Below are 16,276 nucleotides of genomic sequence, written 5' to 3' on the forward strand. Positions count from 1 at the left end.
CCCGGCGACTACCGGGGCACGCGGCCGGTGTCTCACTTCAGCTGGTAGTTGGCGTCCAGCACGTCCGCCTTCGTGCGGCCCATCACCCAGCCGTCGTGGTAGACGACGCCCACCGGCGCGATGGTGTCGTTCCGGTACAGGCCGATCTTCAGGTAGTTGAGCATCCCGGAGTACTGCGTCGCGATGTAGCGCTTGGGCAGCACCAGGTTGCCGTCGTAGTACAGCTCCACGAAGCCCACGGTGGCGTTGGGAGACCACTTCACGTGGAAGATGAAGTCATGCCACGCGTTGCGCACCAGCGGCGTCCTCCAGACGATGACGCCCGGGGACCCGCCGATGTTGAGCCGCATCTCCTCGCCGTAGACGTAGAACTCCACCGGCGGTGAGCCGCAGCAGCCGTCGTGGTGCCACTGGGTGAACAGCTGCCACGTGTTCACGCTGGGGAAGTCCGACGCGAAGCGCGTGCTCCAGCGGTACCAGTACTCGGAGCCCGCCGGCTCCTTCGTCTGCTTGAAGAGCTCGTTGCGGTTGCCGCTGGAGTTGATGGGGTCATCGCCCTGCTTCACCGTGGCCTTGAGCGCGAAGCCGCCCTCGCGCAGCGGCGACGAGACGACCTGCAGCCGGTCCGCGGACATCATCTGCGTGCCGTCCCACTGGCTGCGGTCGCCGGACTCGAAGTCGCCCCGCCACACGATGCCGCCGGGGGTCGGGGTCGTCGCCGTGCCGGCGCACGGGCGCGCCTCCGCGATGCTGGCCCAGTCGTTGAGGGTGTTGCCCTGCACGGTGACGCGCACCCGGCGCGCGCTCACCGGCGTGAAGGTGTACGTCTCCGCCGCGGTCGTCGTGCCCTTGCTCTTGCCGCTGTACACCTGCGTGTAGGTGTAGCCGTCCGGCGACACGGAGATGGTGAACGTGTTCACCCGCAGGTCGCCCTGGTGCCAGGCCACCGCCATCGCGCCCACGCCCTTGGTGGAGCCCAGGTCGTAGTCGATCCACTGGCCCTTGCCCAGGCTGCTCCAGCGCGTGGTGAGCTGGTCATCCAGCGTGTTCGTCGCGACGCTGCCGGCGCCGTCGTCGCCGCTGGCCTTCACGCTGCTGGGGGTCAGCTGCGTGCAGCTGGTGGTGGTGAGGTCCTCGCCGGACGACTCGAGCGCCGGCGGGCGGTCCGCGTCCGGAAGGGAGCCGTCCGGAGCGCCACAGCCGGCGGCGCCCAGGACGAACAACGTTTCAACCAGGAGGAGGGTTTTCTTCAAGGGGTGGCCCAGGGGGAAAGGACAGGCAGTGAAAAGCCATGCTCCAGAGACAGGAGGCGGGGCATGGCCGGGGAATGTCTGGCTTTACGGCGGGGCAGTCCCCTCTCGTGCTCCCGGACCTGTGCGACAGGGCCGTGTCAACGGGAGGAGAAAGACAGCGTGACGTGTGTTGGCGTTACTCCATCCGGCAGCGCGGGAAAGGCTGCCGTGCTCCAAGGTGACAATCGGAATAGCGAAGTTTTATTTCGAACACAAGCGACGGTGAGCCCGCTTGCATGCCGGGCAGGTTCGTCTCCAAAAGACAGACATCAATTTCAGACGGCCCGGTTGGAATCCTTCAACCCACCGGCAGGGGCGATACAGCCCGTCGCGTGGGAGGCGCACCGCCGGAGCGCCGGTCCGGTGACGCCGCGGGTTGTGGTGCGGTGTGGGAACGCGCGCGACCCCGTGCGGGCAGGGCATTTCGGACCCCTGTCCGGTTGCGACGTGGGCGGTGGACACCCCTTTGCCGCCGACTTGCGATGACGGAAGAATCAGGCAGAACCCGTCCTGAAATGTCCGTGGACTTCCAGGAAGCCCGCCGCGCCGCGGCCATGAGGCCGGTCGAGTGACGCACCCCATGACGCGCCCCTCCTCCGAGCAGGTGGCCCGGAGCGAGCGCAAGCCGCTGTATGTGAAGGTGGTGACCCAGCCGGCGCTGCATGGCTGCTGGTCCGTGAACATCAGCGAGACGGGCATCGGGCTCATCGCCACGCCGCGCCGGCCGTCGGAGGGCCCGCACGAGAACGAGCCGGTGGAGATGGCCTTCTCGCTGCCGGACACGGGCGCCCACGTGCGGGTGCACGGCGTGGTGCGCTGGCGCCACGACACCGCGGGCGGCGGGGGCACCGTCGCGGCGCTGGGCATCAGCTTCGGCGCCTTCGACGCGGCGGACGGCGTGAAGCTGGCGCGCTACCTGGCCACGTCCCACCTGCAGGTGGTGGCCGCCTTCGCGTCGGAGGATGAATCCCGCGCGGTGCGCCAGGCCCTGGACGACGTGGCCACGCCGCACTTCGCCGCCACCGCGGAGGACGTGCACGCGCTGCTCACGCGCGGTGACATGGCGGCGCTCCTGGTGTGCGGCCAGGACGAGGCGCGGGCGCTCGCGCTGGTGGAGTCGCTGGCGGAGCTGCGCGCGGAGGTGGACCCCACGGGGGCGGGCCGCCCAGCGACCTGGCCTCGCGCATCGTCTACTGCGCCCCGGCGGCCCCGGAGCGGCTGGTGGCCCTCTTCAACACCGGCCGCATCTACCGGGCCCTGGGGGCGTGGCCGGACCCGGACGCCATGCGCGAGGCGGTGCTCCAGGCGGGGCGCGAGCACGGCTTCCGCACGGAGCAGTGGCGCATGGCGCTGGAGTTGGAGCGCAACCTCCTGCGCGAGCGCGCGCTGGCCCAGGCCCCGGTGGGCGGCCCGGGCCGCCACGGGGAGGACGTGGGCTTCCGCAGCCCTCCCATGCAGCGGGTGATGGAGATGGTGCGCCTGGTGGCCCCGCACCGGGTGGCGGTGCTGCTGCAGGGCGAGACGGGCACCGGCAAGGAGGTGCTGGCGCGCATCCTCCACCGGCTCTCCGGCCGGGGGGACCTGCCGCTCGTCGTGCAGGACTGCGGCGCGCTCACGGAGACGCTGCTGGAGAGCGAGCTGTTCGGCCACGTGAAGGGCGCCTTCACCGGCGCGGTGTCGGACCACCCGGGCCTCTTCGTGCTGGCCAACGGCGGCACCATCTTCCTGGACGAGATTGAAAACACCACGCCCAACCTCCAGGCGAAGCTGCTGCGCGTGCTGGAGACGGGCGACATCCGCCCGGTGGGCGGCACCCAGGTGCGCCACGTGGACGTGCGCGTGGTGGCCGCGAGCAACCGGGACCTGGGCGAGGAGGTGCGCGCCGGCCGCTTCCGCGCGGACCTCTTCTACCGGCTCAACAGCTTCACCATCGACATCCCGCCCCTGCGCGAGCGCCCGGAGGACATCCCGGAGCTGGCGCGCGCGTTCGTGGAGCAGTTCAACCGCACCCTCAAGCGCTCCGCCACGGGCGTGGCCCCGGACGCGGACGAGGTGCTGCACGGCCTACGGCTGGCCGGGCAACGTGCGAGAGCTGCGCAACGTGGTGGAGCGGGCGGTGCTCCTGTCCCGGCCCGGGGAGATGCTCACCCGGCGCCTGCTGCCGCCCGCGCTTCTCAGCAACACCGTGCCCCGCGCGGACCCCACGGGGGACGGCTCGCTCCGGGCCCGGCTCCACCAGGTGGAGCGCGAGCTCATCCGCGAGGCCCTGGAGCGCCACGGCGGCGTCCTGCGCCGCGCGGCGGTGGCCCTGGGCATGGACCCCGTGACGCTGGGCCGCAGGGCCCGGCGCCACGGGCTGTGGAAGGCGGAGTAGCCCCCGCCGTCCGCCGCGCCTGCTTCAGTGCGCCTGCATCCACTGGAGGATGGGCTGCCACACGCGCACGCGCGCGTCCCGGGCGAGGAACAGGTCCGCGTGGCCGAAGTCCAGCGCGCGCTCCGACTCCGGCCGGCTGCGCACGATGATGCGGGTGACGTCCGTGCTGCCCAGCAGGCGCGTGGAGTACTCCCCGTAGCGCCCCACGCCGCCCGCCGCGCCCACGTACAGCACCGGCACCTTCACGTCCTGCAGGTGGTCGTCGAAGGGCACGTCCAGGCCGCACAGCTGCGCCTCCGTCTCCACCACCTCGTTGAGGCTCTGGTAGGGCACCGCCAGCTGGAGGTAGTCGAACAGGGTGGGCTCCGGCGTGAAGGCCGTCTTGACGGGCAGGCCCGAGGCGTCCGGGACGCTGCCCGCCAGGTGGTAGCCCGGCGTCAGCGGCTTGAGCGGCTTGAGCAGCGTCCCGGTGGCCCCGCGGCGATGACGGCGGCCTGCCGGTTGGTGGGCCTGGGCTGCTCCACGAACCCCAGCTCCATCTGCGAGACGCCGTTGGGGTTCTGGTCCGCCAGCTGCCCGATGATGCGCACCGGAATCCCCGGCGCGGGCCCCAGCAGGCCACCCTCCGCGCGCCCTCGTCGCGGGCGGCCTGGAGCACCGCGTAGCGGTCGCAGGCCCACTGGCGCTGCTCCGCCGCCTCCGGCGCGAAGCGCAGCACCATGTCCATGGGCACGAAGCCGTCCACCCGGCGCAGGGCGCGCGGACGCTGCGACTCCGCGTCCAGGTACGCGTACCCGATGGTGGCGCCCCGGCTCCAGCCCAGCAGGAACATCCGGTCATGGCCGCCGTTGCCGGACAGCCGCCGCACGCCGTCCGCCAGCGCCAGCCCCGTGCCCAGGTCCCTCACGTGCGTCTGGAGGCTCCAGGCCTCCATGAACTGGAAGTCCGTCTCCGCCTCCGGCACGCCCACCCACCGCAGGTCCAGCCCCCACACGTCCACGTCCTGGCTGGCCAGGAACGCCGCCAGCGAGCGGTTCTCCGGCATGGTGGACACGCACGTGTTGGTGAGGAACGCGGGCGCGAAGCCCCACAGGTCCCCGTGCACCATGAACACCGCCCGGCGGCTCCGCGCCGGATGCCACGCGCGGACCTCGCGCACCACCCGGTGCACCGTGATGGTGTCGTACTTCCCCGTCCCCACCCGCACCTTCCAGGTGTAGTGGGCCAGCCCGCCGCCCACCGCCTCGCGCGTCACGCTGGACGCCGTCATCCCCGCCGCCACCAGCGAGCGCGTCCACGGCTCCGCCTGAATCGTCACTTCCCGCGCGTCCCCCGGATTCGCGCGCAGCACCACGAACAGCGCCAGCATCACCCACAGGCTCCACGTCCTACGCATACCGACCTCGACTCGCATGAGGGTCCCCCACACAGACAAGCGCCTGGGACTGACATCCGGCGCCCCGATACAGGCCTCCCCAGGAGCACCTTCCGCGCCAGCACCCAAGTCATTGATTTTATTGAACCTGCCCCGCAGGGCAGGCTTCACCCGTGAAGGCCACCCGACGCCGCTCCCGGCATCCTTCGAGTGAAGAAACGCAGGACGCCGGGTCCTTCAATGCTGAGACATGCGCACCACGGATGGTGCGAGCCCTTCCCGACTGAACGGACACCCCCTCCGGCCCGCCAGGGTGTATTTGTTCACTCAATCCAACACATACATCTGAAACAGGCAAGTCCTGGATGATAGGGGAAGACGGCGGGGCAATCGCCCGAGGGGGGGAGGACGGGGGACAACACCAGGTCTCACCCTGACTCCCCGCGAGGGGGGGGACCCATGCCCGAGACCGTCTTTGTCGACAACATCTGGAACGACTTCGCGCACAGCTACGATCAGATGATCCCCGAGCTGCCCTGCTACCAGCGGCAGCGCGAGAAGATCCTCCGGGACACCCGGGAGCGCGCCTACGTCATCGACGCGGGGTGCGGCACGGGGCTGGTGAGCGAGCCGCTGGTGCGCCGGGGGCAGCGCGTCGTCGGCTTCGACAACAACGAGGCCATGCTCGCCCTGGCGGTGCGCCGCCGCGCGAAGGAGCCGGAGGCGGTGCGCGCCCGCTGGACGCTCCTGCCGGGGGACGTGACGCGGTTCCCGGCGGAGGTGGAGCAGGGCGCGGACGCGATGGTGATGAACAACGTCCTCTTCTACGTGAGGGACCCGGAGGCCGTGCTGCGCGAGGCCTGGACGTACCTGAAGCCCGGCGGCGTGCTGTGCATGACGAGCAACAAGCGCCCCCGGCCCGACCTGGAGAAGGTGCTGAAGAACTCCATCCGGGAATGGGAGGCCCAGGGGCGGTGGACGGAGGCGCTCCAGCGCGCGGTGAACCACCACCGCACCTGTGCCCAGAAGCTGACCACGGACCCCAACGAGATGGTCACCTTCCTGGACACGGACCAGGCGGTGCGCCTGCTGGAGAAGGTGGGCTTCAGCCAGGCGCTGGTGGCCGACGGCGACGACTACTACGGCGAGAACTTCTACGTCTGCATGCGCAAGTAGGGAGCCCCTCCAATGACGAACGTGAACCCCCGTTTCCAGCGCAACCTGGGTGTCCTCCACCCGCAGACCATGGACAAGCTCGCCAGCACCCACGTGCTCGTCGCCGGCGTGGGCGGCGCCGGCGGCCAGTGCGCGGTGGACCTGGCGCGGCTGGGCTTCGGCTGCCTGAGCCTCGCGGACTTCGACGTCTACGAGCGCCACAACATCAACCGGCAGATTGGCTGCTTCGAAAGCACCCTGGGCCAGCACAAGGTGGACGTGGTGGAGCGCATGTGCCGGGACATCCACCCGGACCTGCGCGTGCACAAGGTGAAGGAGGGCATCACCGACGCCAACGTGGCGGACGTGCTCAAGGGCCTGGGCGGCCTGCCGCCGGTGGACTACGTGGTGGAGGTCATCGACATCGCGGGCGCGCGCGCCAAGGAGTCGCTCCACCAGACGTGCCGGCAGCTGGGCATCCCCATCATGACCGGGCTGATGCTGGGCTTCGGGGCCGCGCTCCACGTCTTCCAGCCGGACGCGCCGCTCTACGAGGAGCTCTTCATCCTCCCGGACGGCCGCATCGACCTGCCGAAGATCATCCCGCACCTGGGCAGCTACATGCTCCAGGAGTACATGGACGCCTGCTACCAGGGAAAGGGCCATGCCCCCACGTGCGTGATTGGCGCCACCACCGCCGCGGGGCTGATGGTGAGTGAAATCATGCGGGGCGTGATGCTGGGGGCCCGCTCGATGGTGTCCTGGCCCGAGTACCTCTACGTGGACCTCTTCGACCACCGCTACGTGCGCGGCTCCGTCAGCGCCGCCCGTCCGGGCCGGCCGGCGGGGCAGGGCGCCCGGGGCTGAGAGAAGCCCGCGCGCTCTTTCCGGGGCCGGGGGCCCTTTGAACAGGGCCCCCGAATCCCCCCGGGGACTACATCACCACGCCGCGCGACCGCGCTTCGTTCACCACCTGCGAGCCATCCACGCCCAGCCGCCGGGCGATGAAGCCCGCCGCCCCGTCCGCGTTCTTGTGCACGCGGATGAACTGGTCGTCATACGTGCGCGTGACGATGAGCATCCCCGACACGATGACGCGCTGGAGGTTGTGCTGCAGCTCGTTGCCTTCGATGATGACGTGGATCTCCGAGAACAGCGCCCGCGCGTCCGACAGCATGTTGGACAGGTGCCGGCGCTGCTCGCTGTTGGGCACCGCGGACTTCGCTCCCGCGATGGTGACGAGCACCAGCGGCTGCTGGTGCTGCTGGTAGGCGGCCTGCATCTTCTGGAACACCGCTTGAATCTCTTCCGGCGTCGGTGGAGCGTCCCAGCGCAGGAAGAACACCTTGTCGATGACGTCTGTCTTGTAGACCGGAAGTGCCATGGCGTTCGCGACTCCTTCGTGTCGGACCCAGCGGCCGTCCCGGTCGGTACGCGTCCGGGCGTTCTCCCTGGTCCTGGGGGACATCCTGCGCTTCAGCCGCGGTCAAGAAACTAGCCCTGAAGGCTGACATTCTTGAGACGACACATCCTGTCTCCCCTGACGGCGTCACGGACTGTGTGTTCGCCTCCAAGGTCCCCTGGGATGTCCGCTGGCGGATGCTGAACCCAGACGCCAGGGCCGCTGCCCCCTGTCTGGCCATTCCACCGCCGATGACATCTTTCAACGACGACTCCCCCTGAAAACAAGAAGGCCCCGGGAGCACGGCGGCTCCCGGGGCCTTCATGAGGCTTCAGGCGGTCAGACGGTGGGGACTACCCGCCGGAGACGGTGGTCTCCACCAGGTTCGCGTCGCCGGCGACCTGGGCGTCCGTGAAGAGGATGGGGCGCCACTGCTTCTGGGAGAACAGCAGGGTCTGGTCCGCGTAGTGCGGGGACTTCGGGTCGCCGGACTGGCTGTAGGTCAGCACGGCGTTGGCGTTGGGGCCCGCGTCGGTGAACTGGAGCGCCATCACGAAGCTGCTGCCGTTGTTGATGGGGTAGCCCTCCTTCGCCAGCAGGGTGGTGCTGTTGAAGGCGGCGGAGTGGGGCTGGGAGAAGTCGAACAGCGTCGTCTTGGCGACGCCGTAGGACAGGACGTTGGTGATGCCCTCGCGGCTCATGCCGCCCTGCAGGGGGATGGGGGTGCCGGTGCGGGTGGTGAACTGCACCTGGCCCAGCGGCTCGTCCACCATGTTGCCGGAGCGGTTGATGGTGAAGACGGCCTGCGCCAGCTTCGTGAGCACCGGGTCGTCACCGGTGGCCGGGGCCGGGGTCAGGGTGTTGGGCGTGGCGATGGGGTTGGCCGGGTCGAACGGGACGGAGAACAGCGCGCCCGCGTTGAGCAGCTGCGAGCCGGGGTAGGCGCCCAGGAACTCGCGGAAGACGAACGGGCCCTTCTGGTCCACGTCGTAGCGGCCGTTCCAGGCGGCCAGCACGGCGCACGCCTGGCTGATGTCCACGGCGGTGTTGTTGTAGGTCACCGTCGTCTGGCCCGTGCAGCGCTCCACCAGCCCCGCGCGCAGCAGCTCTTCCAGGCTGCTGCGGTTGCTGAACACGGCCGCCTTCAGCTCCTCGAAGGTGAACTTGCCGTCCGCGCCGGAGGCGCCCGTCTCGGAGACCTCCGTGAGGACCTTGGCGTTCATGCGCGTGCGCGGCGACTGGGGCACGCCCTCCAGGCCGTGCAGCGGGGACTTCCCGGTGATGGGCGCGGCGGGGTTGGCCAGCCAGTAGCTGTCGTTCGCGTTGAAGACGAAGTCCTTGCGGTCCAGCTTCGGCACCTCCGCGAAGGGCACCAGGCCGGGGCTGCGCGAGCCCGGCACCACCTGCCACTCATTGGCCGGGTCGCTGCCGTTGAGCGCCACGAAGCCCAGGGCCTGGTAGATGAGGTAGGAGACGGTGAGGCCGGGCGTGTTCGCGTCGGTGAGCCACTTCTTGTACGCGTCCGGGGTGAGGTTGGGCGTGGGCGTGGCGTCCGTGTACCAGGCGTTGCCCTCCTTGTCGGCGTACATCGTGTTCACCCAGGGCAGGCCCTGCTGGGTGGCGTAGACGTCCTTGAACTCGGCCAGCGACTTGGCCTTGTTCATGCCGTGGAACTGGTCCAGGAACTTGGTGTTGTCGATGTTCGCGTCACGCAGCGTGAGCGCCGTCTTGCTGTTCCAGCCCAGCGTGCCCGCGGGGACGCCCGGCGGCAGGGACGAGTCCGGGATGGCCATCATCGGGCCGTAGTGGCTGAAGTACATCGTCTGCGTGTAGTTCGTCAGCGACCCCTCCGGCAGCTTCACCAGGATGGTGAAGGTCTTGGAGGTCATCTGGCGCTCTTCGTTGCCGTACTTGTAGGTCGTCGGCTTTCCGTCCACCAACTGCAGCTGGTAGATGGTCGCGCGCTGGCCGGCGGAGAACGTGTGCGTCCAGCCCAGGTTCTCATTGAAGCCGATGAGCACCGCCGGCACGCCCATGAGGCCCACGCCGTAGACGTTCATCTGGCCCGGCACCGTCAGCTGGCTCTCCCACAGGCGCAGCTCGCCTTCCCAGGGGAAGTGCGGGTTGGCCATCACCATGCCCTTGCCGTTGTCGGTGCGCTCCGCGCCAATGGCCCAGCCGTTGCTGCCGAAGTCCGCCGTCTTCAGCTTCTGGAGCTCCTCCAGCGAAGGCATCTGGGGACGCAGCGCGGCCTGCTTCGGGTCCACGGCCTGCGCGCTCACGGTGGGCGGCGTGGCCACGGGGAGGGTGAGCGCCAGCGCGTTGATGCCCGCGATGAGCGTCAGGTCCGTGTTGTACGCCAGCAGGTCCACCGGGGTGATGGGGCGCACCCAGGGCGCGTTGGCGCACCCGGCGGGAAGGGCCTCCGGGGCCGTGTCCTCCAGGTACTTGTTGTAGCCGGCCGCGTAGCCGGTGAGCATGTCCTGCACTTCCTGCGACAGCGTGGGGAAGGCCGTCTGCGCGCGCCCCATCACGTCCATGGCCAGGTACGCCAGGTCGGAGCCCACGTTCCTGTTGCCCGCGCCCTGGCCCAGGAAGCGGGCGCGCTCGCTGCGCACCTTCAGGACCTGGTCCGCCAGCGTGCAGACGTGGTCCTGCGCGAAGGCATAGCCCTGGCCGAAGCCCAGGCTGCCGTAGTTGTCCGCGGTGATGTGCGGGATGCCGAAGGAGGTGCGCTTGATCTTCGCCGTGTACTTGGGGGCGGCGGGAGGCGGATCCGTGGGCTTCGGATCCTCCTTGTCGTCACATCCGGCGGCGGCGACGAACGCCAGGGAGGCGAGGAGGGAGAAGGAAAGACGGCGGGTCCGGACAGCACGGAACCCTCCGCGAGGAGGAAGATTATCGGGGATGTGCTCGGGCATGGCGGCCCGGAGACTAGGAAGGTGGCGATTCGCCGGTCAATGTTTCTGGGATTTGACTTTTCCCCGGAGCTGGAACAGGCGGATGCATTGCGTCGTGGGTTTGGGAAAGCGGGAAAGACGGTGTGTGTTACACGGGAGCCATGACGCCCGAGCCCTCGTCGCCGCCCGCGGCCCGCCGCCAGCGCCGCCACTTCTCCATGATTCGCACCTTCGTGCTGGCGGACTTCGTCACGCTCGGCAACGGCTTCGCCGGCGCGGGGGCCATCCTGGCGGCCATGCAGGCGCTGGCGACGGCCAACCCACGCTGGCTGTGGGTGGCGTTCTGCCTGATGCCGGTGGCGCTGGCGATGGACGTGGCGGACGGCCGCATCGCGCGGTGGCGCTTCCGCAAGTCGCGCTGGGCGCGGACCTGGACTCGCTGGCGGACGTCATCTCCTTCGGCATGGCGCCCGCGGCGCTGGCGTTCGCGGTGGGCCTGCGCGGCAACCTGGACGTGGCGGCGCTGCTCTACTTCGTCGCGTGCGGCATCAGCCGCCTGGCGCGCTTCAACGTCACCTCCGAGCAGCTGTCCGACGGCACCGGCAAGGTGAAGTACTTCGAGGGCACCCCCATCCCCACCAGCCTCCTGCTGGTGATGGTGCTGGCGGTGGCCCTGTGGCAGGGCCGCATCGGTGACGCGCTGTGGGGCGGGGTGTGGAACCTGGGGCCGCTCCAGCTGCACCCGCTGGCGCTGCTCTACGTGCTCAGCGGCAGCGCGATGATCAGCAAGACGTTGCGGATTCCGAAATTCTGAAGTCTCCCGCCGCCGTGGGCGGGGGTGCTGCCATCCAGTGGACGTTCTGGGGGGCAGTTCCACTGTTTTTCCCACGGTGAGGCGGTTGGCAGTCCCGGGGTGGGTGCCTAGCTTCGCCACCTGATCCGCGAGGGCCACACCCGGGAGGTGTGGCCGCCTGGCGCGGCTTCAAGGCTTTTGGGCGAGGCGGGAGGGAAGGGTGGGGGCCATGACGGGACGCTGGGGCCTGCTGGGGTTGATGGTGGTGGGGCTGCTGTCGGGGTGCGCGGACCGGGAGCGTTCGTCGCTCGCGGACGGCCGGCTGACGGCGACGCCGGGCGGCATCGACTTCGCGCGGGTGGCGGTCTTCGACGCTCGTGAATCCACGGTGACGCTGCGCAACGTGGGCCGCGCGCGCATCACGGTGGACGAGGCCTGGGTGGAGGGGCCGGAGGGCGCCTACCAGGCGGAGTTCACCCACGAGGGGCCGCACAGCCTGGTGCCGGGCAGCGAGTGCACGCTGAAGGTGCGCTTCGCGCCGCTGGCGCAGGGCGGGCTGCCCGCGGTGCTGGTGGTGCGCTCGGACACGCGCATCGAACCGCTGATGCGCATTCCGCTCAACGGCGCCGGCGTGGACGCGTGGGCCCGGGTGACGCCGCGCGCGCTGGACTTCGGCCGCATCGAAGCGGACTCCACCAAGACGCTGGGCGTGACGCTGGACAACCCCACCGAGCTGCCGGTGATGGTGACGCCCAAGCTGGTGGGCGCGGACAAGGATGAGTTCGTCGCGGCGCCCCTGACGGTGAACCCGGGCGAGCGCGTGGAGCTGCCCGTCACCTTCAACCCGGTGCGCGTGGGCAAGAAGCAGGTGGCCCTGGCCATCTCGCCCTGCAACGGGTGCGCGGACGTGCCGGTGCAGCTGACGGCGGAGGCGCTGGAGCGCGCGGTGGTGGCGGAGCCGGAGGTGGTGGACTTCGGCGCGGTGCCGGTGGACCGCGACGCCGTCAAGGCCTCCAGCCTGCGCAACATCAGCACGGAGCCGGTGACGGTGACGTCGCTCATGCTGGACGGCACGGACGCGTCCTTCAGCCAGGCCAACACGGGCCTGCCGCTGGTGCTCCAGCCCGGCGAGGTGCGCGCCTTCGAAATCCGCTACAGCCCCGGCCACATGGGCCCGGCGACGGACCGCGCCGTCTACGCCGTGGTGAGCAAGCGCCACCCCACGCTGCCCGTGCCGCTGCGCGGCTTCGGCGGCGCGTCGGAGCTGTGCGTGTCGCCGCTGACGTATGACTTCGGCGAGCAGCCGCTGGGCTCCAAGGTGCGCGTGGTGGTGAACGTGAAGAACTGCGGCACGGACAACGCCGGGCCGCTCACCATCCACTCGCTGGACTGGACGCCGGACGCGGGCGGCGCCCAGCTCCAGTTCAACCACAAGCCCCTCGCGCTGCCGTTCACCCTGCCGGCCAACGGCGAGCTGAACCTGGAGGTCTTCTACGAGCCCACGCGCGAGGGCAGCGCGTCCGGCGCGCTGGTGATGACCACGAGCGCGTTCTCCGCGGCCACCGTGCAGCTGGACTTCTTCGGCCGCGCGAAGGCGCACGCGCCGTGTGATTTGACGGTCACCCCGCTGCTGGTGGACTTCGGCACGATTCCCCCGGGCCGCGGCGCGGTGCTGGGCGTGAAGCTGGAGAACAAGGGCACGGACCTGTGCCCCGTGAAGAACATCCGCATCGCCAACGACGGCGGCGGCGTGTTCAAGATGCCCGGCGGGGAGCTCTTCGGCGGCATCGTCTACCCGGGGGACTGGTTCAGCTTCCAGGTGGCCTTCCAGGCGCCCTTCACCGGCGGCAACTTCACGGGCGAGCTCCAGGTGGAGCAGTACAACCCGGCGATGCCGGTGCTGCAGGTGCCGCTCCTGGCGAACTCGCAGGAGACGTGCCTGGTGGCGTCGCCCTGGTACCTGGACTTCGGCCTGGGCCGCAAGGACTGCCGCCCGGCGCCGCGCGAGGTGAACTACCTCAACGCGTGCACCACGCCCGTCACGGTGTCCAACGTCTTCATCGGGCCGGGCACGACGGACACGGAGTTCGAGCTGCTGGACCACCCGGCGCCGCCCGCGTTCCAGCTTGCGCCGGGCGAGTCCTTCACGGTGGGCGTGGACTACCTGGCGCAGGTGACGGGCATGAACCTGTCTCCGCTCTACGTGGACTCCAGCGACCTGCCCATCCCGCTGATGGTGCCGCTCATCGGTGAGTCGTCGAAGAAGACGGACAAGACGGACACCTTCGTGCAGCAGGACGTGAGCAAGGTGGACGTGCTGTTCGTCGTGGACAACACGGCCTCCATGGTGGAGGAGCACCCGAAGCTCGTGTCCGCCATTCCCGCCTTCGTGGACGCCGCGCGCAACAAGGCGGTGGACGTGAACATGGCGGTGACGACGACGGGCATCTCCGCGGTGTCCGGCGCGTGCCCGGGCGGCGCGCTGGGCGGCGAGGCCGGCCGCTTCTTCCCGGCGGACAACAGCCGCCAGCGCATCCTCACCCTGGGCACGCCCGACGTGACGCAGGTGCTCCAAGAGAACGTGCAGGTGGGCCAGTGCGCCCAGGTGGAGCAGGGCTTCGAGGCGATGCGCCGCGCGCTCACCTCGCCGCTGGTGAGCAACGCGGATGATCCGCGCACGGCGCTGGCCAACGACGGCAACGCGGGCTTCCTGCGCGACTCCGCGGCGCTGGTGGTGGTGTTCGTGGGCGACGAGGACGACCACTCGCCGGACGCGGTCTCCACGTACGTGCAGTGGGCGCAGCAGCGCAAGGGGGAGAACCAGCCGCAGCGGGCCACGTTCTTCGCCATCGCGCCCACGAAGACGTCCTGCGCCACCGCGGGCGGCACCGGCACCCGGTACGCGGACGCGGCGGCCCAGACGGGCGGCGAGGTCCTCAACGTCTGCGCGGGGGACTACGCGCCGCTGCTCCGGCAGGTGGCCAGCAAGGCGTTCAGCGCGCAGGACCGCTTCCCGCTGAGCGAGGAGCCCGACGCGGGCACCGTGGTGGTGACCGTCAACGGCACCACGACCACCAGCGGGTGGAGCTACGACGCGGCGTCCAACAGCGTGGTGTTCACCGCGGTGCCGTCGCCGGGCTCCAAGGTGGCCATCACCTACCGCCGCGCCTGCGCCAACGACTGAACGGTGGTGAAGCTGTGGGTGTGGACCCCGTGACGGGCCGGCCATCCGGCCCCGAACGGGGGTGTCAGACCCCGGTGCTACAGCACTGCATCTGCCTGTGCGGATGACCAGAAAATTGGAGGCGCTCCCTCGGTGTGTACCCTGCGGAGCGTCTGCACGCTGTTGCCCTGGAGGCGCTGTGAGCACCTGGACCCCTGATGAGCCCATGAAGTCCTCTCCGCGCGCCGGTGCGCCGGGACTGCGGGTCATCCGTGGAGAGGGGCAGCGCAAGCAGGAGCCGCTGGCGGACCGCAACGCGGTGGCGCGGGTGCTGATGGAGGCGGGCGCGGACCTGCTGCTCAAGCGCATCAGCACCGTGAGGGCGCAGGAGATCGAGCGCAAGGTGGACCGGGTGCTGGACCTGTTCGACCGGGTGGACGTGGCGCCGGTGCTGATGCCGGTGCTCAAGCGGCACCTGGACGAGCTGGAAGCGCTGATGCGGGAGACGCGCGAGGTCCGGGCCGTCCGCCGCTAGGGGGCGCACGGACGGTGGAACCGGGAAAAACCTCAAGGGGATTCGATGTTTGATTCCCCTGGCCCGGCCGCTTACGCTTGGGGCCCGCCTCCACGCGTCCGGCCGTGTCCATCGAAACCTACGGCAGCTACCAGCTCCTGAAGCGCCTCGCCACGGGCGGCATGGCGCAGATCTACCTCGCGCGCCGGCCGGGTTCGGATGCTCCGGACAAGCTGCTGGTGCTCAAGCGGATCCTCCCGCACCTGTCGGAGAACGACGAGTTCGTCCGGATGTTCCTGGACGAGGCGCGGATCGCGGCCCGGCTGGCGCACCCCAACGTGGTGCAGATCTACGACCTGGGGGCGGAGGGGGACACGTTCTTCATCGCCATGGAGTACATCCATGGCGTGGACGCGCGCCGGCTCTGGAAGCGCTCGGAGACGGCGGGGCGGCCGCTGCCGGTGCCGCTGGTCTGCCGCATCCTCCTGGAGGCGTGCGCGGGGCTGGACTACGCGCACAAGAAGACGGACGCGACGGGGCGCCCGCTGGACATCGTGCACCGGGACGTGTCGCCGCAGAACATCCTGGTGACGTTCGACGGCGGCGTGAAGGTGGTGGACTTCGGCATCGCGAAGGCGGCGGATCAGGCCACCGTGACGCGCTCCGGGGTGCTCAAGGGCAAGTATTCGTACATGTCTCCGGAGCAGGCCGCGGGGCAGCGCGTGGACCGGCGCTCGGACGTGTTCGCGCTGGGCGTCGTGCTGCATGAGCTCCTGACGGGGGGGCGGCTGTTCAAGCGCCCCAGCGACATGCTGACGCTGTCGGCGGTGGCGGAGTGCCACGTGCCGGTGCCGTCGCAGGTGGCGCCCCGGGTGCCGGTGGAGCTGGACGCCATCGTGCTCAAGGCGCTCGCGAAGGAGCCGGACGCGCGCTACCAGCACGCGCAGGAGCTGCAGTGGGCGCTGGAGGGGTGGCTCGCGTCGCAGCCGCAGCCGTGCGGCACGACGGCGGACCTGGCCGCGTTCATGCGGGAGCTGTTCGCGGACCGGCTGTCGGAGGAGGCGCGCTCCGGTGAAGTGCAGGTGACGGACGACGAGGCCGGTGCCGCTCCGCCGTCGCCCGCGCCGCGCCGCTCGGTGATGCGGCCGGCGACGCCCCATGGACGCACGGAGAATGAGCCCACCACGACGCTGCGCCCGCCCCGGGCGAACCGCCCCAGTGGGAAGGTGGAGGCGCGCCGCGAGGACGCGGACGCGGACAGCGGGCGCTCGGAAGTCCGTGGGCCGGACACCCGTCCGGAGGGCCGCA

11 protein-coding genes and 2 pseudogenes are annotated in these 16,276 nt (G+C 70.2%); 8 read left to right on the forward strand and 5 right to left on the reverse strand.

Annotation, left to right across the window (positions count from 1 at the left end):
• Positions 1–32 precede the first annotated feature (32 nt).
• Positions 33–1,253, reverse strand: coding sequence for a heparin lyase I family protein (locus tag ACLEQD_RS05970; RefSeq protein WP_410382419.1), 1,221 nt, complete (start codon positions 1,251–1,253; stop codon positions 33–35).
• A gap of 619 nt (positions 1,254–1,872) precedes the next feature.
• Between ACLEQD_RS05970 and ACLEQD_RS05975 the strand changes: the two are divergent.
• Positions 1,873–3,666: pseudogene (locus ACLEQD_RS05975) on the forward strand (sigma 54-interacting transcriptional regulator).
• A gap of 24 nt (positions 3,667–3,690) precedes the next feature.
• Here the strand turns inward: ACLEQD_RS05975 and ACLEQD_RS05980 are convergent.
• Complete coding sequence (locus ACLEQD_RS05980) at positions 3,691–3,999, reverse strand: hypothetical protein (protein WP_410382421.1); 309 nt, start codon at positions 3,997–3,999, stop codon at positions 3,691–3,693.
• A gap of 104 nt (positions 4,000–4,103) precedes the next feature.
• The gene (locus ACLEQD_RS05985) at positions 4,104–4,346 is read right to left on the reverse strand and encodes a hypothetical protein (RefSeq protein WP_410382423.1); all 243 of its coding nucleotides are present in this window, start codon (positions 4,344–4,346) and stop codon (positions 4,104–4,106) included.
• 39 nt (positions 4,347–4,385) lie between these two features.
• On the opposite strand from ACLEQD_RS05985, the gene ACLEQD_RS05990 reads away from it, so the two are divergent.
• The 3 genes from ACLEQD_RS05990 (at position 4,386) to ACLEQD_RS06000 (ending at position 7,063) form a co-directional block, all read left to right on the forward strand.
• The gene (locus tag ACLEQD_RS05990; protein WP_410382425.1) at positions 4,386–4,886 is read left to right on the forward strand and encodes a hypothetical protein; all 501 of its coding nucleotides are present in this window, start codon (positions 4,386–4,388) and stop codon (positions 4,884–4,886) included.
• A 614-nt stretch (positions 4,887–5,500) separates the two neighbouring features.
• On the forward strand, positions 5,501–6,217 hold the full coding sequence (locus tag ACLEQD_RS05995; RefSeq protein ID WP_410382427.1) for a class I SAM-dependent methyltransferase: 717 nt from the start codon (positions 5,501–5,503) through the stop codon (positions 6,215–6,217).
• A 12-nt stretch (positions 6,218–6,229) separates the two neighbouring features.
• Complete coding sequence (locus ACLEQD_RS06000) at positions 6,230–7,063, forward strand: ThiF family adenylyltransferase (protein ID WP_410382429.1); 834 nt, start codon at positions 6,230–6,232, stop codon at positions 7,061–7,063.
• Positions 7,064–7,130: 67 nt separating this feature from the next.
• Here the strand turns inward: ACLEQD_RS06000 and ACLEQD_RS06005 are convergent, their stop codons facing one another.
• Both ACLEQD_RS06005 and ACLEQD_RS06010 read right to left on the reverse strand, forming a co-directional pair.
• Complete coding sequence (locus ACLEQD_RS06005; RefSeq protein WP_410382431.1) at positions 7,131–7,580, reverse strand: DofA protein; 450 nt, start codon at positions 7,578–7,580, stop codon at positions 7,131–7,133.
• Positions 7,581–7,951: 371 nt separating this feature from the next.
• Positions 7,952–10,519, reverse strand: coding sequence for an acylase (locus ACLEQD_RS06010; protein WP_410382432.1), 2,568 nt, complete (start codon positions 10,517–10,519; stop codon positions 7,952–7,954).
• Between the two features lie 140 nt (positions 10,520–10,659).
• Between ACLEQD_RS06010 and ACLEQD_RS06015 the strand changes: the two are divergent.
• From ACLEQD_RS06015 to ACLEQD_RS06030, 4 genes and pseudogenes are all read left to right on the forward strand, one after another.
• Positions 10,660–11,312 (forward strand): annotated as a pseudogene (locus ACLEQD_RS06015) (CDP-alcohol phosphatidyltransferase family protein).
• A gap of 208 nt (positions 11,313–11,520) precedes the next feature.
• On the forward strand, positions 11,521–14,475 hold the full coding sequence (locus tag ACLEQD_RS06020) for a choice-of-anchor D domain-containing protein (RefSeq protein ID WP_410382434.1): 2,955 nt from the start codon (positions 11,521–11,523) through the stop codon (positions 14,473–14,475).
• A 205-nt stretch (positions 14,476–14,680) separates the two neighbouring features.
• Positions 14,681–14,989, forward strand: coding sequence for a hypothetical protein (locus ACLEQD_RS06025; RefSeq protein ID WP_338261171.1), 309 nt, complete (start codon positions 14,681–14,683; stop codon positions 14,987–14,989).
• Positions 14,990–15,093: 104 nt separating this feature from the next.
• A partial coding sequence (locus ACLEQD_RS06030) for a serine/threonine-protein kinase (RefSeq protein WP_410382436.1) occupies positions 15,094–16,276 on the forward strand: 1,183 nt, incomplete at its 3' end.

Origin of the sequence: Corallococcus sp. 4LFB (assembly GCF_046520365.1) — a bacterium.
Classification (GTDB): Bacteria; Myxococcota; Myxococcia; order Myxococcales; family Myxococcaceae; genus Corallococcus; species Corallococcus caeni.